We start from the raw sequence: 20,016 nt of genomic DNA on the forward strand, positions 1-20,016 counted from the left end.
GATCAGGAGAGCACGCCGGTGCGCCAAGCCCAGGCCGCGATCTCCACGCGGTTGCGGGCGCCGAGCTTGCCCTGCACGGACGCGAGGTGCGTCTTCACCGTGGACAGCGACAGGAACAGCGCCGCGCCGATCTCGGCGTTCGTGGAGCCCTTGGCGACCTCGCGCACCACGTCCAGCTCGCGCTCGGTCAGCTGCTCGGTCGGCCGGTCCGGCGCCGGCCCCGAGGACCGGGTGAAGTGCGACAGCAGCCGCACGGTGATCTGCGGGCTGATCAGCGCGTCGCCGCGCACCGCCGCGCGCACGGCCTCGACCAGCAGCGCCGGGCCCGCGTCCTTGAGCAGGAACCCGCTCGCCCCGGACCCCAGCGCGCTGTGCACGTACTCGTCGAGGTCGAACGTGGTCACGACGACGACCTTGACCGGGTCGGCCACGCCGGGACCGGTGAGCTGGCGGGTGACCTCCAGGCCGTCGATGCCGGGCATCCGGATGTCGACCAGGCACACGTCCGGTCGCAGCTCGCGGGCCCGCGCCACGGCGGAGATCCCGTCCGGCACGTCCGCGACGACCTCGATGTCCGGCTGGTGCTCCAGGATCATCCGGAACCCGATCCGCACCATCTCCTGGTCGTCCGCGATCAGGACCCGGATCGTCATCGTGCGCCCCCCTCGACCGGCAGCTCGGCCAGCACCCGCCAGCCGCGGACCCCGGTGGGCCCGGCCGAGAACGTGCCGCCGAGCAGCTCCGCCCGTTCCCGCATGCCGATCAGACCGTAGCCGCCCGAGCCGCCGACCGGCTCGACGGGCAGGCCGGGGCCGTCGTCGCGCACCGCGAGCCGGACCACACCGTCCTTTGTGGACAGCTCGACGGCCACCTCGGTCGCCTCGGCGGCGTGCTTCTGCACGTTGGTCAGCGACTCCTGCACCAGCCGCAGGACCGACCGCGCCACCTCGGGCGGGACCGGTTCGGGCAGGGCCATCCGCAGCTCCACCGGCGTGCCCACGTCCCGCGCCTGCGCCACGACGGCCCGCACGTCCGCCTGCAGGTCCGTCGTCGCGACGTCGGCCGTCCCGACCCGCGAGCCCTCGTCGCGCAACGTCCCCACCAGCCGCCGCATCGCCGCCAGCGCGTCGCTGCCGCTGCGCGCGATGCCGGGCAGCAGCCGGTGCGCGGCCAGCGGGTCGGCCTCCGCCACGGTCAGCGCGGCCTGCGCCTGCACCACGATCCCGGTCACGTGGTGCGCGACCACGTCGTGCAGCTCGCGGGCCAGCGCGATCCGCTCCTCCTGCTGCGCGGCCGACACGGCGACGTGGATCGACCGCTCCCGGTCGGCGTCGCGCGCCCGGAAGTACAGGCCGGAGCCGATCGCCAGCGCGAGCAGCATCGTGGTGGGGAACAGGTCCGACGGCTCGAGCAGGTGGTAGTGCGGCGCCGTGTCGCGGACGACCGCGGCGTAGACCGCGGCGGCCACCATCAGCGCCACCGCGATCGCGGACTGCTCGCCCGGCGACTGCCGGACCACCACGGCCGCGATCACCATGCAGGCCAGCGTCTCGGCCGGGGACAGCGGGCTGAAGTAGGCCAGCGTGCTCACGCCGAGGAAGTCCACCCAGAACGTGGTGAGCAGCACCGACGCCGCGGCGGCGCACGCGGCCGCCACCGGCCTGCGCACGGCCAGGACGGCGAACAGGCACGTCAGCGCGGTCGGCGCCCACCCCACCAGCGCGCGGTAGCCCTGGTAGCGGAACAGGGCCAGCTCGAACGCCAGCACCACGGTGAACAGGCCCGCGACCGGCCACAGGCCGTGCGTCCACACCCGTGCGCGAGTCAGTAGTCCGTCCACCCCGGACACGCTACGACCCGCGTGCGGGCAAGACCGTCAGCCGAACGGTCATCACCCGCCTCGGTCATACGGCCGATCCCCCTGGACCGCGGCCGGTGCAGGGGAACCGCGGGCGGGGTCGGCGCGACCTGTGGGCGTAGGACAACCGGATCGGGGAGGTCATCGTGGAACGACGTGCTTTCCTGCGCGCCTCGGCGCTGTCGGTGGGCGGTCTCGGCGCGTTCGCGGCGGGCGCGCCGACGGCGTCGGCGGCGAACCCGCTGAGGGTGCAGGTGCTGATGTTCGACGGGGTCGAGGAGCAGGACTGGGCCGCGCCGGTGGAGGTGCTCGGCATGGCCGCGGGGATGAGCGGCGGGGCGGTCACCACCGCGCTGGTCGGCACCGGCGGACCGGGCACCGTGACGGGCAACTTCGGCGCGCGGGTCGAGGTGCCGACCGGGTGGTCGCCGGACCGGGCCGACGTGCTCGTGGTCCCCGGTGGCGGCCGCTACACCGAGCAGGCCGGGCCGGGCGTCCGCAGGCTGATGGCCGACCGGGCGTTCCTGCGGAGGCTGGCCGACGCCGACGTGCTGCACGCGGGCATCTGCACCGGCGTCATGGTGCTGGCCGCCGCCGGCCTGACCAGGGGCCGCAACGCCACCACCCACACCGTCGCCAAGCCGGACCTGGCGGCGCTGGGCACGACGGTCGTCGACGCCCGCGTGGTGGACGACGGCGACCTGGTCACCGGTGGCGGTGTCACCTCGGGCCTGGACGTGGCCCTGTGGCTGGTGGAGCGGTTCCTGGGCGCCCGGCTCGCGCAGCGCGTGGAGACGATCATCGAGTACGAGCGCCGCGGCACGGTCTGGCGCGTCTGAGGCCGCGGGAACGCGGCGGTCCGCCGCGTTCCCGCCCCCGTCACTCCTTCTTGCGGCGCAGCAGCGACCGCTTCTGCAGCGACTCCTCCAGCGCCTGGAACGCCAGCTCCATCGCCGCGTCGTAGTCGTTCTGGTCGCGCGCGGGCACCCGCTCGTCGGGCTGCGGCATCGGCCGCATCCGCAGCCACCGCTCCTCCCACAGCGCCTCGACGGCCGACTCCCAGTGCAGCGCCACGCCGAGCTTCACGACCTTCTCGCGCTCGATCGCGTCGACCATCCGGTCCTGCGACACGGCCAGCCGCGCCATCAGCTCGGCCACGCGGGTCTCGTCGTGGGCGCGCATCGTCGCCACGGCCTCGCCGATCGAGCCGATGATCTCCTTGTACCGCTCGACCGCCGACCGGGTCTCCGGTTCCGCCACGTGCGCGTGCCCGTCGCCGGTGCGCTGCAGGGGAACCACCGAGAATTCGCACGTTCCGTTGGACTGCGTGTTCATGAGATGTCCTCCCCCGTGTCGAACGGAATGACCACTTGCGGACGAGAGTGCTCGAACCGGTCGAAGTACAGCCCGCGCCGCGGTCGCGGGGACCAGGCCATGACCTGCTCCGGGCCGAACGAGATCAGTTCCTTGCCCTGGACGTCGAAGGCGACCCAGGCGCCGATGTCGTCGTACACGCCCGGAGGCAGGCTGCTCTTGAGCCGCTGCACGCCGCGCCACCAGCCGAGCACGTGGGTGCGGCTCTCCGGGCCGTGCTTCAGGACCGTGCGCAGGCTGTCCAGTCCGGACGCCCGCGTCGCGGGGTCCTTCTGCTCCAGCAGGGTGTGCGCCGCGTCGACGGCGTACAGCACGAGGTAGTGCGGCTGCGGCGGTGCGCTCGCCGTGCCGGTGATGGTCTCGGTGAGCCGCTTGGCCGTGCGGTCCAGCAGCTCGCGGATGCCGTCCATGCGCACCACGTCCACCGTGTGCCCGGCGGTGTTGAGCTGCTTGGCGAGCTTCTGCGCGGCGGGCTCGGCCTCGTCCACCAGGCAGCACAGGGTGAACGTCGCCTCGGCCGGGTGGTGCTGCCTGCCCAGCGAGATCGCCGCCGCGCCGAGCACCGCGGCCGCGTCCTGCACCAGCGAGCCGACCACGGCGACGTTGCGGCCCGGCGTGCGGGCCAGCCGCACCTTCGCCGCGCTGCCCGCCACGTCGATGACCTGGCCCAGCAGCACGGTCGGCGTGACGTCGCCGGGGTGCAGCAGCCGGAAGTCCTGCACGCCGTGCAGCGCGGGGACCTTGCTGCCGTCGAACAGGATCGGCTCGGCCAGCTCGGGCCTGCGCCGCCGGAACAGCTCGCGCTGCAGGAAGTCGAACGTGTCCTTGCTCGTCGAGTCGGGGATGCGCGCGACCTCGTTGCCGTGCCGCACACCGGACTCGTGGTTGACCACCGCGTGCCAGCGGGGGAGCTCGACCGCCGCGTCGTTGTTCGGCTCGGCCAGCACCCGGCGCGCCTTGGGCAGCGCGACCCGGACGGTGAACTGCTCGAAGATGGCGGACTTGCCCCAGAAGCCCTCGATGCCCGCCACGTCCTGGCTGCACAGCACCAGGTGGATCCCCTGCGAACGACCGCGCCGCGCCACGTCCTCCAGCAGCTGGGTGGCCTGCTGGGTGACCTGGTCGCGTTCGCCGAACAGGTACTGGAACTCGTCGATCACCGCGACGATCCGCGGCCACCGGCCGTGCGGGTCCTCCGCGCGCAGCTGCTCCAGCTTGGTGACCTCGTGCTGCTTGGCCGCGTCCGCGCGCCTGCGCATCTCGTCGGCCAGGAACTTCAGCAGCGCCACGCCGAACTCGCGGTCGGTGTTCACGTTCACGCCGACCAGGCGCGCGTGCGGCAGCCAGCTCGGGTCCTTGCGGCCCGGCGCGAACTGCGCGAACGACACGCCCTCCTTGAAGTCCAGCACGTAGAGCTCCAGCTCGTCCGGCGAGTACCGGGCGGCCAGGCTGCCGATCATGGCGTAGAGGAAGTTCGTCTTGCCCGACCCGCTCGGCCCGCCGATGAGCGCGTGCGGCGACGTGTCGCCCAGCCCGAGCGACACCGGCTCGCCGTCCTGGTACCCCACGGGCGCCACGACGCCCGCGGACGAGCTCTCCATCCACAGGTGCTCGGGCAGCAGGTCCCCGAACGTGCCGAAGCGCTTGCGGCGCTCCTCGCGCTTCTCCGCGATCGTCGCGCACGCCCTGGGCACCAGCGTGCGCGGGAACGGCGGGTCCAGCGCCACGGTGACGTGCTTGCCGGTCATGGTGCAGGTGGCGGTCTGGTCCGCCTTCAGCGTCACGGTCTCGATCGGCGAGTTCACGGTCACCGGGATGTCCACGATGACCAGCACGATGCCGCAGGCCAAACCGTTGCGCGCCACGCGTTGCAGCTGTTGCTGCTGCTCCTCCTTGAGCGCGTTGCGGTTGCCGAACAGCACCGCGATCCGCCACGGCTCGGTGCGCCGCCCGGTGCCGCTGACCGCGCGCACCGACAGGTGCCCGTCGACCAGGACGCTGGTGTGCACGCGGCGGATGTGGTCGGACAGCTCGTCGAGCACCTCGTGCAGCCGCGACGGGTCGTGCACGGTCAGCAGGCCCGCGCGGGTCAGCGGGTAGAGCCCCGGCAGCGAGCCGGTGAGCTGGTTGACGTCCCACACGTGCACGTGGACGAGACCCGGCTGGAAGTAGCTGAGCACCCGCAGCAGCAGGTTCTCCACGAGCCCGTCGGCCAGGTGGCGGCTGTCCGGGGTGGACGAGACGTGCAGGTGCGCCTGGTCGAGCAGGGGGACGGCCACCGGGAACGGCCGCTGCTCGGGCGCGCTGCGCACCACGCCGCTGCCGATCCGCCACAGCTCCGGCACGCTGCTGCCGTCGGCGTTGCCTGCGTCGCCGAGCCACGACTCGTGCGGCCACGACGCCGCGGCGGGCGACACCTCGCGCACCAACGAGGACAGCTGGTCCGGGCCGCGCTCCGACCACGTGCGGAAGGCGTTGACGTGGTCCAGCATGGCCTGCGCGACGGTGCTGGAGAACTCCTCCTTGGCAAGCGCTTTCTTCAGCAGCGGGTCGTCGAGGGCGCGGTCTATCCCGCCGCCGCGCACCATCACCTCGAACATGTCGCGGGCGCGCTCCTCCGCGAGCTCGCGGTGCTCGCGCGACGCGTTGCCCAGTGCGGCGGCCACGGCGAGGCGGAACTCCTCGAAGGAGTCCTCCACCTTCTTGCGGCGTTCGTCGCGCCTGCTCACGTCACAGCTCCACAGCTAGCCGTTGCACCAGTTCGAGGCTGTTCACCATCAGCGCCAACTGGTCGGGGAACCGGTCCTTGGCCGCCGCGAACCCCGCGGGCAGCAAGGACTCCGGGTGGTTCGCGCCCGCCTCGAGCAGCAGGTCGACGGCCGCCTCCAGGTCCTTCTGCGCCTCGCGCACGCTGCGGTAGGCATCCCTCAAGTGCTCGCAGCTCAGCTCGAGCGCGACCTTGACCTCCGCTACCGACGTCACGTCATAGCCTGGAGTTGATGCTCTCGGCCTGGGAGATCCCAGCGCCCAGGTGCTTCTGCAGGTCGCTCACGCCGTTGACGACCTCGGCGAACTGGGCGTTGGCCTGCTCGGCGTCGGACTGGGCGCTGCCCTGCACCGCGCTGCTCAGGAGGGCTTGGGCGTCCTCGGCCAGGTCGGCTGCCTGTTGCAGAGCGGCGGCGCTCTGGCCCGCCTTCTCGATCGCCTGGGCAATTGCGGCACGGACCTCTTCGATGCTGGCCATGTCGACTCTCCGACCCTCTCCAAAGTGCAACGGGTGGCCGTAGACCGACCAACCTATTAGTACCGAAAGTTTGAACATTCACAAGCAAGATCGGCCAGCCGGGTGGACCCGGATGTTCACCCGCACGGACCTTGCAGTTGATCTTACTCGGGTTCCTTCCAGACCGAAGTGGACGTAACCACGGCCGTCATCTCCAACCCGACGATTCCCGTTACCGGTTCAGGGGTCGCTGACCAGCGGATAACCGCCGAGTCGCCCACCAGTTCCAGATCGGACCACCCGGACTGCCCCATCGACTCCACGGCGGTGTGTAGCGCGGTAGTGGGCGAGTCGACACTCGATCCGAGGTCGATGTGCACGCTGAGTAGGTGACCGTGCGGGACCACATGGGTGATGCTGGAGCTGTTGGCGACCCGGCTGGCTACTGCGCGCGCCTGCCATTCCGCCCCGGCCCGCCTCTCCGTCGCGACGTCCACCCGCAGCAGCAACCGCACCCCCGTCGGGCTGGGTGTTTCCACCTCGGCGGGCTCCGGTCGGACCTCTTCGGACGGTCGCCGGTCGGGGTCACCACCGGCCCAGGACTCCACCAGCAGCCGTTCGCCGCCCGGAACCACCGGGTCCAGCACGTCCGGGTCGTCCAGGACGGTCCACGCCGTCGGCGGTTCGCAGGCCACCCGCGGCATCGGGAAGTCGTCCCCGAGGAGCCGCACGAAGGCCCGCACCGACCGCGCCAGCGCCCCGGCGACCCCGTGCGTCACCTGTTCGCCGCTCGTCGCGCCGATCGTCACCGACCAGCACCCCGGCTCCTCGTCGGAGCAGTCGCCGACCTGCAGGACACGCCCGTCCACCCGCCTGACCAGGCCCGCGCAGGCATCCCTCGCCTGCTGCTCGTCGTCGGCCCCGACCACCACGGTGATCAGCAGCTCCAGGTCTTCCTCAGCCATCGGGGCGAATTGTGCACGAGTGGGTTAACGGTGTGCACGGCGGTGGTTCGGCATCCGCCGCCCGACGGCTTCGGTGTCAACGGCGCGACGCGGCCTTGAACGCGGCCTTCCTGGCCGCCTTGGCGGTCTTCTTGTCCGGGTGGCGCTCGCCGATGAGGGTGAGGGCCTCGGCGGCGTCGGGGTGGGGCAGGCGCCAGACGTGCTCGAACAGGTCGGGCTCCTGGCCCGCGGGGGCCGCCTTGGCGAGCTCGGCGGCCACGGCGGCGGGGTCGTCGGGGTCGGTGGTGACGGCCAGGGTGTCCACCAGGAGCCAGGCGACGTCGTCGGGCGCGGGCGGCTGGTCGAGGGCGAGCTTGGCGTAGGGGCGCAGACCGGGGGTGTCCAGGACCTCCTGCCACTGCGCGGTGACGTCGGCGTCGAGGCCCGCGACGGTCGTGGTGGCGAACACCCTCCCGTTGGCGTCCACGGCGGCCGTGAGGAGCTCGTGGGCGGCGTCGACGGGGGAGCGCCGGGCGAGCCAGGCGGTGGTGTCGGCGTCCAGCTCGGCGGCGGTGAGGGCGTGCACGGCGGCGACCAGGTCGGCCGCGGTCATGTCCTCGGAGGCGGGCATCAGCGGGATCTCGAAGCCGCCGTCGACCATCTGCGCGCGCATGACCGCCGCGCCCAGCGGGGTCATCCGGGCGGTCTCGCCGTCGGACTCGACCGCGCCCAGGTTCGCCAGGCGCTCCAGCAGCACGAGCGCGGGGTCGCCGTGGGCCGCGGAGTAGGCCGCCCACCTGTCGGGCATGTTCTGCTCCAGCCCGGCGGCGCGGGCCATGCCGCTGAACTCCGCGAGCGGCAGCCCGGTGCCCCTGGCCATGAACAGCGCGGTCATCGTGGCGCCGCCGACGCCCTCCAGGTCCAGCTCCTCGCCCGCCTCGATCGGCAGCGACTCGATGACCAGGTGCGTGTAGGCCTCGTCGAACAGCTCCAGCACGGCCTCGGCGCCACCGGTGAGCCACGGCTCGGCGCTGGGCCCGAGCGAGGCCAGGTTGGAGTCCTCGTCGACCTCCACGAACCCGACGGCGTGCGCCAGGTACCAGACCTGCTCCATCGTGTCGGACAGCTCGCCGTCGAACGCGTCGAAGTCGCTGTCCTCGTACACGGTGCGGCCGTCCGCCCAGCGCGACAGGGCAAGCGCTTGCGTCAGCAGCGCGCTCGCGCGCGCCGAGGCCGCCAGCTCGTCCGGTCCGGGCACGCGCAGCGGCGGCAGGGTCGTGGGCAGGCCGAGGGCCGAGGGGAGGTCGAAGTCGTCCGACATGGGCGGGACCTTAGAGCTTCAGGGCCGCCCGGACGAAAGCGACCACGTCGGCGAGCACCTCGTCGCGGTTGGTCTCGTTGAACACCTCGTGCCGCGCGCCGGGGTACACCCGCTCGGTGAACGCCGTGCCGCGGATGCGGTCGGTGCCCGCCCTGGTGTCGGCGATCGGCACCACCCGGTCGTCGTCGCCGTGCAGCCACAGCGTCGGCAGGTCGCCCAGCGGTTCGCCGGACGCGACCGCGTCCAGGGCCCGCTCCAACGACTCCAGGGTCTCCCGGTGCCAGTTCCCGTGGTACACCAACGGGTCCGCGGCGTACGCGGTCGCCACGTCCTCGTCGCGCGACAGCGACGACGGGTCGAGCGGGGCGTCCGGGACCTCCTTGTCCGCCAACGGGTCCAGGCCCTGCCAGGCGCCGAGCACCGGTGCGGACAGCACCAGCGCGGCCAGCTCCTCGCCGTGCGCCTGCGCGTAGCGGGACGCGACCAGCCCGCCGACGGAGTGTCCGATGAGGACGGTGGGCAGCGGGGTGGCGATCGAGCGGGTCACCGCGTGGACGTCGGCGACGAGCGCGTCGACGTCGGTGATCAGCGCCCGTTCGCCCTCCGACCCGCCGTGCCCGACCAGGTCGCCGCCGACCACGAGGGCGCCAGCGTCGTGCAGGGCGGCCGCCACGTGCTCGTAGCGGCCGAGGTGCTCGCCGTACCCGTGCACGAGCACGGCGAGCCAGGTGGCCTCGAGGTTCGGCCAGGTGTGGACCGCGAGTTCGCCCGCGTGGCCGGTGACGTTCGATTCGATCACCTAGGCAGCGTAGAACGCGCTCAGCTCGATCGTGCCGGCGCCGCACACCGGACCGTAGGTCCACGGGAACTGGACCGGTGCGGTCTCGTCCGGCGGGATGGCCGCGGCGCTGGTGGCCTCGGGCTCGCACGGCCCGTCGACCGGCTCGCCGTCGCGCGCCACGACCGTCCAGTGCAGGTTCGCCGCCGCGGACCCGCCGGGGGCCAGCGTGACGAGCGACGGACCGGGGTCGGTGGTGCGGCTGGTCCTGGTCGCGACGTCGCCACCGGACCCCGCGACCAGCTGGAACCCGCTGTACCCGTTGAGCGTGCACGGCTGGTCGCCGGTGTTGGTGAACACCAGCTTCGCGTACCGGTTGCCCGCGCCCGCGTCGCCCTGGTCGACCTTGCCGGACAGCGTCGTCGCGGTGCACCGCGCGGCCCCCGTCGGCGCGGCCGCGCTCTCGGCCGCCGAGGACGCGGCGGGCGGCGGCGGTGCTGGGGTGGACGACGACGCGGCCGCGGAAGGGAGGTCCGCCTGCTTGGTGACCGGGACGCTCGCGGCGCCGGTCGAGGTCTTCTGCCCGGCACCGCAGGCCGCCACCAGCAGCGCCGTGCCGAGGAACCCGCAGGCGATCAGACGTCGGCTCATGTCAGTCCTCCTGATTCGCCGTCCAAAGAGGACGGCTCGCTCGGTGGTCTTATCAAGAGGACGTGCATCCCCGCCGCCGGGTTCGCCCGGACCGGCGAAAAATAACCGGATCGTGTGCCGCATCCGGTGATTTTCCTACCGGCGGACCCAGCCGCCGGGCAGGACGGACATCCCGTCCACGCCCGCGCCCCACAGGTAGGTCCAGGTCACCGTGCCGTCGGGCAGCACGACGCGGGCCCGCCGGTACTCGTCGCCCTCGTACTTGTCCAGCAGCGGGAACGCCGTCTCCGGCGACTTGAGCCGCACGAGGTGGCCCGGCACGTCGTGGTCGCCGCCGGGGCGCAGCGCCGGGTAGCCGCGGCCGGTGTCGTGCAGGCTGCCGGACAGGGTCACGGCCACCGGGTCGCCCGCGACGTGCTCGGCCAGCAGGCGCCAGTGCGACTCGCCGGGCTGGAGGGTGCCGTAGACGAACAGCCGGTCCGGCCAGTCGTCGGGCGACGGGTCGCCGAGCACGGGCGTGAGGTCGAGGCCGTCGGTCTCCGCCGGGTGGCCGCCGAGCCTGCGGGCGCGCGGCTGGTCGACCTCGGAGCACATCACCGGGGCGCCGCGCACGAGCAGCGGCATCCGGCGGGTCCCGGCGCCGGTGTAGGCCAGCACGGAGTCGACCCGGCCGCCGTTGAACAGGGTGACCCGGCCGGAGTGCACCCGTGCGAGCTGGTAGCGCAGCCCGCGCCCCTCGCACCGGTCCAGCACGCGCAGCTGGTCCGCCGTGGCCATCCACACGGCGTGCTCCTCCTCGACGCCCGGCGCGGCGGCCAGCGTGGCGGGCCGTTCGCCGTCGCGGGCGCGCAGCCCCGCCGCCCACACCGCCGAGATCCCCTCGCAGCGGGCCCGCAGCACCACCGCCGGGCCCGTCAGGCCCATCTCCTCGCGCAGCCACGTCACCTTCGCCGGGTTCGCGTTGGACCCGTAGGCCAGCACCGGCATCCGGGCCGCCAGCGGCGGTTCGCCGTGGTCGGCGAGCCAGTCGTCGAGGTCCCGCCCGTCCGGTGCGACCCGCCAGCCGGAGTCGGTCGCGGGGTCCGGGGTGACCGGCCAGCCCTCGCCGTCCAGGTGCACGAAGCAGTGTTCCGGCCGGGTGCCCGGATACGGCAGTGCCGGATGCAGGTCGTCCGTGAAGGGCTGCGTCATGCGCCCATTCTCGCAAGCCTCATCTGGAATTCACGTCACGTTGGTTTGACGAAGAGGCTGTTCATCGGATCTCTGGTCCTGTCGCACGGGTGACCTTGCCGTCCTGGACGGCATTTCGTCGATCTTAGGTAGGAGGTCTGGGGTGAGGCGTTGCACTTTCGCGGTTCGGTGCGGGGGCTAGCCGCGGGCCTCGTCGTAGGCCTGCTGGGCGGCCGAGATGCCCGCCATGTTGCCCTGGATCCAGCCGAACAGCCCGCGCACCTGCCGCGACACCTCGACGCCCATCGGGGTGAGCGTGTAGTCGACGTGCGGCGGGATCACGGGGTGCACCTCGCGGTGCACCAACCCATTGCGCTCCAACGCCTGGAGCGTCTGCGCGAGCATCTTCTCGCTGATCCCGCCGACCGCGCGGCGCAGCTCGCCGAACCGGAGCGTGCCCTCCAGCAGCGCGCCGAGCACCAGGGAGCCCCAGTGGCTCGCGACCACGTTCACCACCGTGCGGGAGGGGCAGTTGCGGTCGTAGACGTTCGCTACAAGGGGCATGAGCTGGATGCTAACCGTTTGGGCAGTATCTGAGAAGAAGGTGGGTACTTACGAAACCGCAGCCTCCGCCCTAGCGTCGCGGCCATGACCACTTTGATCACCGGAGCCACCGGCCACCTCGGTTCGCTGACCCTGCACCACCTCCTGCGGCGCGTTCCCGCGAGCGAGGTCGTGGTGTCCGTGCGGGACCCCGCGAAGGCCGGGGACCTCGGCGTGGAGGTCCGCCGCGGTGACTTCGACCGGCCGGGGACGCTGGACTTCGCCGGCGTCGACCGGCTGATGCTGATCTCCACCGACGGGCCGGACGAGGCCAGGATCGCCAAGCAGTCCGCCGCGGTGCGCGCGGCCCAGGACGCCGGAGTCCGGCACATCGTCTACAGCAGCGTCACCGACGCGCCGACGTCCCCGCTCTCCCTCGCCGTCGTGCACCGGGCGACGGAGGAGCTGATCCGCTCCACGGGCATCCCGTTCACGTTCCTCCGCAACGCGCTCTACCACGAGAACTACACCGGCCGGCTCGCCGGCGCGTACGAGCGCGGCGCGCTGGTGACCGCTACCGGTGACGGCCGCATCGCCTCCGCCTCCCGCGACGACCTGGCGCTCGCCGCCGCGGTCGTGCTGAGCTCCGGCGGGCACGAGTTCGCGGCCTACGAGCTCACCGGGCCGCGGGCGTGGAGCTTCGCCGAGCTGGCCGAGGCCGCCGGGAAGGTCACCGGGAAACCGTTGGAGCACAAAAGCGTCCCGGACGCCGAGCTGCTCACGGGCCTGAAGGCCACCGGTCTCCCCGACTTCGTCGCCGAGCTGCTGGTGGACATCCAGGCGAACATCCGCGCGGGCGCGCTGGCGGAGGTGCGGCCCGACCTGGAGGAGCTGATCGGCCGCCCGGCCACGCCCGTCGAGGAGGCCGTGCGGGTCAGCGCGGGCTGAGCACCAGCGCCGCGTCCAGCTCGGTGTGCTCCTCGGGGTGCTCGTCCCACCAGCGCTCGTAGCCGGGGTTGCGCGCGATGACGGACCGGTAGGCGCGGGCCGCGCACGCGAACACCTCGTGCGCCCGCCCCGCCGCCGGACCCTCGCGGCGGGTCGCGACCAGCAGGTCGGTCTTGATCGGGGCACCGCGCAGCGGTCGGATCACGATGCCGTCGCCGCTGCGCGACGGGGCCGCCGCGAACGACACCGCACCACCCGTCACCAGGCCGCGCGCGGTGCCCGCCTCGTTCACGTGGTGCGTCAGCCGCGGCGTGAAACCGGCCTCGGCGCAAGCCTGGAAGATCTGCACCCGCTGCCCGATCTGCTCCGACGGCGGCACCACCCAGTCCCGGTCCGCCAGCTGCCCGAGGTCGACCACCTCCTGGCGCCCCAACGGATCCCAGTCCGGCAACGCCACGAACTGCGGCTCCGTCACCAGCGTCCGCACCTCGATCCCGCGCAGCTCCCGCCGGTCCATGCCCTCGAAGCGGTCGAACACCCCCAACTGCACGTGGCCCGCCGCCAGCAGCTCCACCAGCTCCGACGACCCCGCCGCGATCTCCGAGCGGATCTCGGAGCAGGGGATCACCTTGCGCAGCTCCTCCACGAACTGCCCGAAGAACAACAGCGGCACCCCGCCCACCACCAGCGTCCCCTGCGACCCGCCGGTCCGCTCCCGCGCCGACCGCAGCAGCTGCCCCACCTCGTCCAGCACCAACCGGGCCGTCCCCACCACCTGCCGCCCCAGATCCGTGGGCACGCTCCCGTTCGACGTCCGCTCGAACAACCGCCCGCCGATGATCCGCTCCACGGTCCGGAGCTGAGCGGACATCGCGGGCTGCGTCAGCCCCAGCCGGGTCGCGGCTTTGGTGACGCTGCCTTCTTCCGCGATCGCGCAGACCGCGCGCAGGTGGCGCAACTCCAAGTCGGGCATAAAACCCTTGTATCCCCCTTTCATATGAGCCGCTACCCCTCTAACGGGTCATAGTTCTGGTGCGACGGAAACGGTTCCCCGGCCCACCTCCCCTGCAAGGAGGGCCGCGGGCGAGGGCCTGGGAGGCCTGGAGTCACGTGACCGGCGCCGGGGTGGGCGGCTGCGCGGGCGCTGTGCTTGTGCGGGCTTCGTGCTTGTGCGAGTGCTGTGCTTGTGCGGGCGTTGTGCTGAGGGCACCCCTGAGCGGCCGGAGCCGCCGACCCGTTGCGGACCGGGGCGGCGGTTCCGGCCGGGTGTTCCGGGCGGCTGTTCTGGGCGGCTGTTCTGGGCGGCGGGGTGTTGGGGTGCTGCTCGGTTGGGTGGGTGGTGCGGGTGGTTGCGTGGGTGGGTGTGGTCGATTTGACTTGGGGCCCCTCTTTTTGGGCCTCGTCGGGCGAAAAAGGGCAGGTGGTAGAGCCTGCCCGCCGACTCATTGTAGGCCCAAAAACCCCAAGTAAAATCGACCACGGTTGCGTGCTTTCGTTGCGTACCAGCGGGTTCGGGGGTTGGTTGCGTGCCGGCGGTTTTGTTCAGGGGATGGGTACTGCTGTGCCTGTCACGGTTACTCGTGGGTCTGTTGGGTGGATGTCGACTAGTAGTTGGCTTGGGCGGCCCATGTCGACGCCTTGGTGGATGAGCAGGCTGCGTGGGGTGGGGACTTTGCCCAAGGTGCGGAGGTAGCCGCCGAAGGCGGCTGCTGCGGCGCCGGTTGCGGCGTCTTCCACGACGCCGCCTACCGGGAACGGTTGGCGGACGTCGTAGACGTCTGGGGATCGTTCGTGGAAAAGGTGGGCGGTGATGAGGTTCGCCGAGCGGAGGGTGTCGGCGAGGGCGGTGAAGTCGTAGTCGAGGTCGGCTAGGCGGGCGCGGTTGGCGACGCCGATGATCAGGTGTCCGGCTCCGCCGTGGGCGATGTGCACCGGCCACGAGAGGTCGGAGGGGGTCCAGTGGAGGGCGTGGAGTGCTTGGTCGACGAGAGCGCCGGGTGCGGGTGCGGAGCTGGTGGGGACGCTGGTGAGGCTGGCCGTGCCGGGGGTGGTGGTGAGGTCGATGCGGCCGGCGGCGGTGGTGAACGCGAGGGGGCCGGGGCCGATGCGGTCGGCCAGCGCCACGGCGGTGGCGATGGTGGCGTGGCCGCAGAAGGGGACCTCCACGAGCGGGCTGGAGTAGCGGACGTGGAAGTCGCGGGCGGTGGGGCCGGGGAGGACGAACGCGGACTCCGAGTAGCCGAGGTCGGCGGCGATGGCGAGCATCGCGGCGTCGTCGAGTCCCCGTGCGTCGAGGACGACGCCCGCCGGGTTGCCGCCGTCGGGGTCGGTGCTGAAGGCCGTGTAGCGCAGGATCTCGGTCATGGGACCAGCCTGCCGACCAGTGCCCATGGAGTCCAACGATGACAACCGATGCTCCCCATCGATAACCTCGATCCGTGGACACCAGGCTGCTGCGGACGTTCCGGGTGCTGGCGCGCACGGGCAGCTTCACCGCGACGGCGGCGGAGCTGCACCTGGTCCAGTCGACGGTGACGACCCAGATCAAGTCGCTGGAGCACGACCTCGGCGCGAAGCTGGTCGACCGGCTCCCCGGCGGGGCCGAGCTCACCGAGGCGGGGGTGCGGGTGCTGGCGGGCGCGCACGAGCTCTTGGCGGCCGAGCAGCGGCTCCGGGACGCGGCCCGCAGCACCCCCGAGGTCACCGGGGACGTCCGGTTGGGGGCGCCGGAGTCGATGTGCGCCTACCGGCTGCCCCGCGTCGTCGCCGACCTGGCAGGCCGGTGGCCCGGCATCACGGTGCACCTGACGCCGGTCGGCACGCCCGCCGCGCTGGACGGAGTGCGCGACGGGGTGCTGGACGTGGCGCTGGTGCTGGAGGACGAGGCACCGGTGACGTCGCTCGACAGCGTCGCGGTGGGGGTGGAGCGGATCGACCTCGTCGCGGCACCGGGCCACCCCGACGAAGGGCGGTACTTCCTGCTGGAGGAGGGCTGCTCGTACACGGACCGGTTCGCCCGCGGGCTGTCCGGCGCCCACCCGACCCGGTTCGGCAGCATCGAGGCGGCGCGGTCGTGCGTGGTGGCCGGACTGGGGCTGTCGGTGCTGCCCAGGGTCGCGGTGGCCGACCAGCTCGCGGCGGGCACGCTGCGCAGCGTGGCCGAGCTGCCGGTGTCGACGCTGTTCGTGGTCACCGACCCGCGTCGGACGGCGGGTGCGGCGGTGCGGGTGGTGTGCGAGGCGTTGGGTCACGTGGTGGAGTCGGGGCCCGCGACGTAGACGTGCGGCAGCCGGCGTGGATCTCGTCGGCGGTGCGGGCGGTGTGCGCGGCCCCGGGTCAGGCGGCGGAGTCGGGGCCGCCGACGTAGACGTGCAGCAGCCGACCGGCCTGGGTCTCGTCGACCACGCTGCGGTCGTGCACCAGGCCGATCTTCGCCATCACCCGGCCGGACGCGTCGTTGCCGTCCTGGTACTGGGCGAGCACCCGGCGCACACCGGGCAGCCGGAACGCCTCGTCGCGCAGTGCGGCGGCCAGCTCGGTGGCCAGTCCGCGCCCCCACGCGGCGGGCGCGATCCACCAGCCGAGCTCGACCTCGCCCGCGCCGCGGTGGACCATCGACCCCACCCCGGTGAACATCCCGGTCTCCCGGTCGAGCGCCGCGCGCCACCCGTACCCGTGGCGCCGCCAGTGCGCGAGCACCGAGCGGTGCCGGTCGGTGGCGTAGTCGCGGTTCCACGGCTTGCCGTCGTTGATCATGCGCACGACCCGCTCGTCGCTCGCGAGCACCATCAGGTCGACGAGGTGCTCGTCCCGCCACGGGACCAACGTCAACCGCGCCGTCGTGAGAGTGCCCATGCGCCCATGATCCCCCGGAACGTCAGCCCAGGCCCGACAGCATCCCCTCGCACGAGCGGACGACCACGGTCGCCGCCCGGCGCTGGTCCTGGTCCAGCACGGGGTTCGCGGCCTGCTCGCGCCACCGGGCCAGCAGGTCCGCGATGAGGTAGCGCTGCTCGGTCTCGTCGGCCTCGTACTCGAGGCCCAGCCTGGCCTGGGTGGCCGTGCCGAGCCCGCCGACCAGCCGGGACGCCTCGGGCTCCAGCGCGGCGGGCAGCCTCGTGCGGCCGCCCTGCAACGCGGCCAGCAGCCGCAGCTCGCGCACGTCGTGCGCGCTGGAGACGATCCGCTCCAGGTCCATCACGATCTTGCGCGCGGCCGGTTTGGGCTCCGCGCGCAGCACGACCTCCAGCGCCAGCAGTGCCGACCGCGCCTTGAGCACCTCGCGGCGGTCGGTGAAGTACTGGGCGATCGAGTCGCGCAGCTCGCCCAACCCGCTGCGCTGCACCAGCTGCGTCACCAGCTTCACCTGCGTGTCGAAGCCCTGCCGGATCAGGGTCGCGGTCAGCCGCACCCCGAAGATCCCGTACCGCTCCAGCAGCCCCTGCCGCACCGACGGCGCCAGCGCGACCGGGAAGTCGTTGCCCACGAACCGGTCCACCGACAGCAGGTGGTCCTCCAGCTCGGTGCGCGGCAGCGCGGCCAGCGCGGTGAGCGCGGTGAACTCCTCCGGCTTCATCGTGCGCGCGGCCACCGCGATCAGCCCGGCGACCGCGATCACGTTCTGGCACAGCGGTTCCACCCGCACCTCGCGCCGGTAGCGGCGGGCGATCTGCTTGGTCGACGACAGCGCGTCGATGCGGCCCGCCCCGATCTCGTCCGCCTTCGCCAGCAGCACCACGGTGTTGATCGGGGACACCCGCGCGATCGGGTTCTCGTGCGCCGCCTGGAGGTAGCGCAGGTCCACGTCCTGGAGGTGCCGCATCAGGTACAGCACCGCGTCCGCCTCGCGGTAGACCTGGTCGCTGGTCGCGGTGGGCGGGGTGTCGATGATCGTGGCGTCGCGCAGCGACCGGGTCGGCCAGTCCACGATCAACCGGTCGACCTGGTCCCACATGCCGATCTCCACGTGCGGACGGCCCTCGCGGCGCACCACCGGCACCTCCTGCGGACCGCTCGGCGTGAACGCGGTCGCCCGCGCCCGGACGCCGTCGCGGTACCAGGTGAACCCGCTGCCCGCGGTGAACTCCTCGCCGATCAGCGCGTTCACCACGGTCGACTTGCCGATCCGCTGCGACCCCGCCACCGCGATCCGCACCGGCTCGCCGAACCGCGCCAGCTGGTTGCGCAGCCACCCGGTCGCGCGGGGGCTGTCCCGGTAGACGATGAGCGCCTCGTTGAGCAGCGCCCACACCTTCGCCTCTAGGCTCATGTCGACTCCGCGGGGAGGAGCACGTCGTCGAGCCTCACGCAGTGATCCCCAACGCCACCTGAGACCCGCCGAGCACCTGGACCTTCTTGTACAGCTCGACGAGCTTGTCCAGCTCCTGCCGGACCTCCAGCGTCCGCCGCTCCCGTTTGGTGGCGTCGTCCTGCACGGCCCGGCGCGCGCTGCGGGCGGACTCCAGCAGGGTCTCCTGGAGCTCCTCGGCCAACGTGCTGAAGTGGTTGCGCAGGCTGACCTGCACGTGCCGCGCGGCGTCGCGGCAGTCCTTGCTGAACTTGATGAAGAAGTCGTCCACGTGCCGCTGCGCCGCGTTCTTCGCGGCGGCCTGGCGGCGCTTGAGCCGGGCGTCGCCCTCGTCCTTGATGCTCTTGCCGCCGAACAGCGCGCCCGCGCCGAGCGACACCACGTTGATCAGCGGCATGCCCGCGAGGCTGGTGACGAGGCCGAACATCAGCACACCGCCGTAGGACCCGCGCAGACCGGTGAAGAGCTTCTGGCTGATGGTGAACTTCTCGATGTTGGGCCGTTCGATCGTGGAGATCCGCTCCAGCACGTCCTCGGGGAAGATCGAGCCGGGCAGCAGGTCCTCGCGGTAGACCGGGAAGCTCTTCGCGACCTTCTCGGCGACCCACTCGGAGCGGTCCAGCAGCCAGGCGAAGTTCTTCGTGCCCGCCTCGGTGAGGTTGTCCTCCAGCCACCGCTCGAACTCGTCCCAGCCCTTCGCCGGGTCGGCGTCGTCGAACGTCTTGTCGACCTCGCGGAGGATCTTGCGGGTCCGGTCGCGCAGGTCGAACTCGATGTCGGACACCAGGTCCGCCATCTCGTCGGCCAGCACGGTCTGCCAGCGCGCCGACCGGCGGCGCAGCTCGTCGACCCGGCGCTGCGCCTCGTGCAGCGCGCCGATCGTGTCCTCGGTGCGCTTGGTGTTCTGCACCGTCAGCTCCTGGCGCAGCGGCGCGACGAGCTGCTGGATCGCCGACGCCGCGGACACCGCCACGACCCGGCGGGCCAGCTGGTCGGCCGCGGCCACGATGTCGCGCTGCACGCACGCCAGCAGGTCCGGGAAGCCGGACTCGACGTTGAGGGACTTGTCGCCGGTCTGCGCGGCCCGCAGCCGCAGCGCGGACGACACCGCGAACACCTTCGCGCTCACGCCCGCGCGGGCCAGCTGGGCCTGGTTGGCCTCCAGCACCCGGCGCCACTGCGGGCAGATGTCGGTCTTGGTGAGCACCACGGTCACGTTCGGGCAGGACGTCATGACCTGCTTGAGCAGCTCCAGCTCGGTCGAGGTCAGCTCGTTGGTCGCGTCGGACACCAGCAGCACCGCGTCGGCCTGGAGCAGGGCGGTGAACGTGCTCGTGGTGTGGGCGGAGCGCAGGTCGCCGACACCGGGGGTGTCGATCAGCACCAGGCCGGAGGTGAGCAGCGCGCGCGGGATGCCGACCTCGGCGCGGACCACCTCACCCGAATGCCCGGCGCTGACCTCCTTCGCGACCTGGTCGATGGCCACGGGGACGCGCTCGGTCGGGGTGTCGGTGATCGCGCGTCTGGCCGCCGAGCTGCGCACCAGCGCGGCGGACGGGGTCTCGGCGTGCTGCACGAAGGTGGGGACGGTGGTGGTGATGTCGTCACCTACCGCGCAGACGGGGGCGTTGACCAGGGCGTTCACCAGTTGGCTCTTGCCCTGCTTCGCCTCGCCGATCACCAGCACTCTGAGCTTGGGGTCCAGTTGTCGAGCCCGCTTCTCGCGCAACCGTTCTGCCAGGTCAGGCCGGTTGAGCGTGGTGCAAGCCCCGATCGTCTCGTCGAGCACGTCGAGCCAGGGGACGGCCATCACCCGAGTGAGTGTGCCGTGTTCACCCTCATGGGTGAAAGTGGAGAGGGCGGGTCCCGTCGTGAGACAGGACCCGCCCTCGGTGGAA

Annotated in this window: 20 protein-coding genes; 3 read left to right on the forward strand and 17 right to left on the reverse strand. The window is 72.3% G+C overall.

Translation table 11 applies throughout. The annotated features are described in order from the left end of the window. Positions 1-2: 2 nt before the first annotated feature. Positions 3-653 (reverse strand): response regulator, encoded by a 651-nt coding sequence (locus CLV43_RS03805; protein WP_106185507.1) that lies wholly within the window; start codon positions 651-653, stop codon positions 3-5. After that, positions 650-1,840 (reverse strand): sensor histidine kinase, encoded by a 1,191-nt coding sequence (locus CLV43_RS03810; protein WP_146174631.1) that lies wholly within the window; start codon positions 1,838-1,840, stop codon positions 650-652. Before CLV43_RS03810 ends, CLV43_RS03805 begins: the two co-directional genes overlap by 4 nt. A 164-nt stretch (positions 1,841-2,004) precedes the next feature. Between CLV43_RS03810 and CLV43_RS03815 the strand changes: the two genes are divergently transcribed. Then, positions 2,005-2,697, forward strand: a complete 693-nt coding sequence (locus CLV43_RS03815; protein ID WP_170155676.1) for a DJ-1/PfpI family protein — start codon at positions 2,005-2,007, stop codon at positions 2,695-2,697. A 40-nt stretch (positions 2,698-2,737) separates the two neighbouring features. Here CLV43_RS03815 and CLV43_RS03820 read toward each other — a convergent pair whose 3' ends face one another. The 10 genes from CLV43_RS03820 to CLV43_RS03865 form a co-directional block, all read right to left on the reverse strand. Next, complete coding sequence (locus CLV43_RS03820) at positions 2,738-3,193, reverse strand: hypothetical protein (RefSeq protein ID WP_106185509.1); 456 nt, start codon at positions 3,191-3,193, stop codon at positions 2,738-2,740. Beyond that, positions 3,190-5,961, reverse strand: coding sequence for an FtsK/SpoIIIE domain-containing protein (locus CLV43_RS03825; RefSeq protein ID WP_106185510.1), 2,772 nt, complete (start codon positions 5,959-5,961; stop codon positions 3,190-3,192). The genes CLV43_RS03820 and CLV43_RS03825 overlap by 4 nt, the downstream gene beginning before the upstream one ends. Position 5,962: 1 nt before the next feature. Continuing rightward, positions 5,963-6,214, reverse strand: a complete 252-nt coding sequence (locus CLV43_RS03830) for a hypothetical protein (RefSeq protein WP_106185511.1) — start codon at positions 6,212-6,214, stop codon at positions 5,963-5,965. 1 nt (position 6,215) lies between these two features. Continuing rightward, entirely contained in the window at positions 6,216-6,476 is a 261-nt protein-coding gene (locus CLV43_RS03835; RefSeq protein WP_106185512.1) for a hypothetical protein, read from the reverse strand. A 143-nt stretch (positions 6,477-6,619) separates the two neighbouring features. Continuing rightward, positions 6,620-7,420, reverse strand: coding sequence for a hypothetical protein (locus CLV43_RS03840; RefSeq protein ID WP_106185513.1), 801 nt, complete (start codon positions 7,418-7,420; stop codon positions 6,620-6,622). A gap of 76 nt (positions 7,421-7,496) precedes the next feature. Further along, positions 7,497-8,720: a hypothetical protein gene (locus CLV43_RS03845; RefSeq protein WP_106185514.1), complete on the reverse strand. Its 1,224-nt coding sequence runs from the start codon at positions 8,718-8,720 to the stop codon at positions 7,497-7,499. A gap of 10 nt (positions 8,721-8,730) precedes the next feature. Next, positions 8,731-9,519, reverse strand: coding sequence for an alpha/beta fold hydrolase (locus tag CLV43_RS03850; protein WP_106185515.1), 789 nt, complete (start codon positions 9,517-9,519; stop codon positions 8,731-8,733). Then, complete coding sequence (locus CLV43_RS03855; protein WP_106185516.1) at positions 9,520-10,149, reverse strand: DUF4232 domain-containing protein; 630 nt, start codon at positions 10,147-10,149, stop codon at positions 9,520-9,522. Positions 10,150-10,284: 135 nt separating this feature from the next. Next, positions 10,285-11,340, reverse strand: coding sequence for a gamma-glutamylcyclotransferase family protein (locus tag CLV43_RS03860; protein WP_106185517.1), 1,056 nt, complete (start codon positions 11,338-11,340; stop codon positions 10,285-10,287). A gap of 177 nt (positions 11,341-11,517) precedes the next feature. After that, positions 11,518-11,883, reverse strand: a complete 366-nt coding sequence (locus CLV43_RS03865) for a winged helix-turn-helix transcriptional regulator (RefSeq protein ID WP_106185518.1) — start codon at positions 11,881-11,883, stop codon at positions 11,518-11,520. Between the two features lie 84 nt (positions 11,884-11,967). Between CLV43_RS03865 and CLV43_RS03870 the strand changes: the two genes are divergently transcribed. Continuing rightward, positions 11,968-12,810, forward strand: a complete 843-nt coding sequence (locus CLV43_RS03870) for an SDR family oxidoreductase (protein WP_106185519.1) — start codon at positions 11,968-11,970, stop codon at positions 12,808-12,810. On the opposite strand, the gene CLV43_RS03875 is transcribed toward CLV43_RS03870, so the two are convergent. Continuing rightward, positions 12,797-13,783 (reverse strand): LysR family transcriptional regulator, encoded by a 987-nt coding sequence (locus tag CLV43_RS03875; protein ID WP_106185520.1) that lies wholly within the window; start codon positions 13,781-13,783, stop codon positions 12,797-12,799. The genes CLV43_RS03870 and CLV43_RS03875 overlap by 14 nt on opposite strands. Before the next feature lie 569 nt (positions 13,784-14,352). Then, a complete protein-coding gene (locus CLV43_RS03880) occupies positions 14,353-15,174 on the reverse strand; it encodes a PhzF family phenazine biosynthesis protein (protein WP_106185521.1) in 822 nt (273 codons plus the stop codon). 74 nt (positions 15,175-15,248) lie between these two features. Between CLV43_RS03880 and CLV43_RS03885 the strand changes: the two genes are divergently transcribed. Then, positions 15,249-16,088, forward strand: a complete 840-nt coding sequence (locus CLV43_RS03885; protein WP_106185522.1) for a LysR family transcriptional regulator — start codon at positions 15,249-15,251, stop codon at positions 16,086-16,088. A gap of 58 nt (positions 16,089-16,146) precedes the next feature. Here the strand turns inward: CLV43_RS03885 and CLV43_RS03890 are convergent, their stop codons facing one another. From CLV43_RS03890 to CLV43_RS03900, 3 genes are read right to left on the reverse strand one after another with little or no spacing between them, the layout of a single operon-like run. Then, positions 16,147-16,665, reverse strand: a complete 519-nt coding sequence (locus CLV43_RS03890; protein ID WP_106185523.1) for a GNAT family N-acetyltransferase — start codon at positions 16,663-16,665, stop codon at positions 16,147-16,149. A 22-nt stretch (positions 16,666-16,687) separates the two neighbouring features. Continuing rightward, positions 16,688-18,079, reverse strand: a complete 1,392-nt coding sequence (locus CLV43_RS03895; protein WP_106185524.1) for a GTPase domain-containing protein — start codon at positions 18,077-18,079, stop codon at positions 16,688-16,690. 34 nt (positions 18,080-18,113) lie between these two features. Continuing rightward, on the reverse strand, positions 18,114-19,928 hold the full coding sequence (locus tag CLV43_RS03900; protein WP_106185525.1) for a dynamin family protein: 1,815 nt from the start codon (positions 19,926-19,928) through the stop codon (positions 18,114-18,116). Positions 19,929-20,016: the final 88 nt, after the last annotated feature.

Source organism: Umezawaea tangerina (assembly GCF_003002815.1).
GTDB lineage: Bacteria > Actinomycetota > Actinomycetes > Mycobacteriales > Pseudonocardiaceae > Umezawaea > Umezawaea tangerina.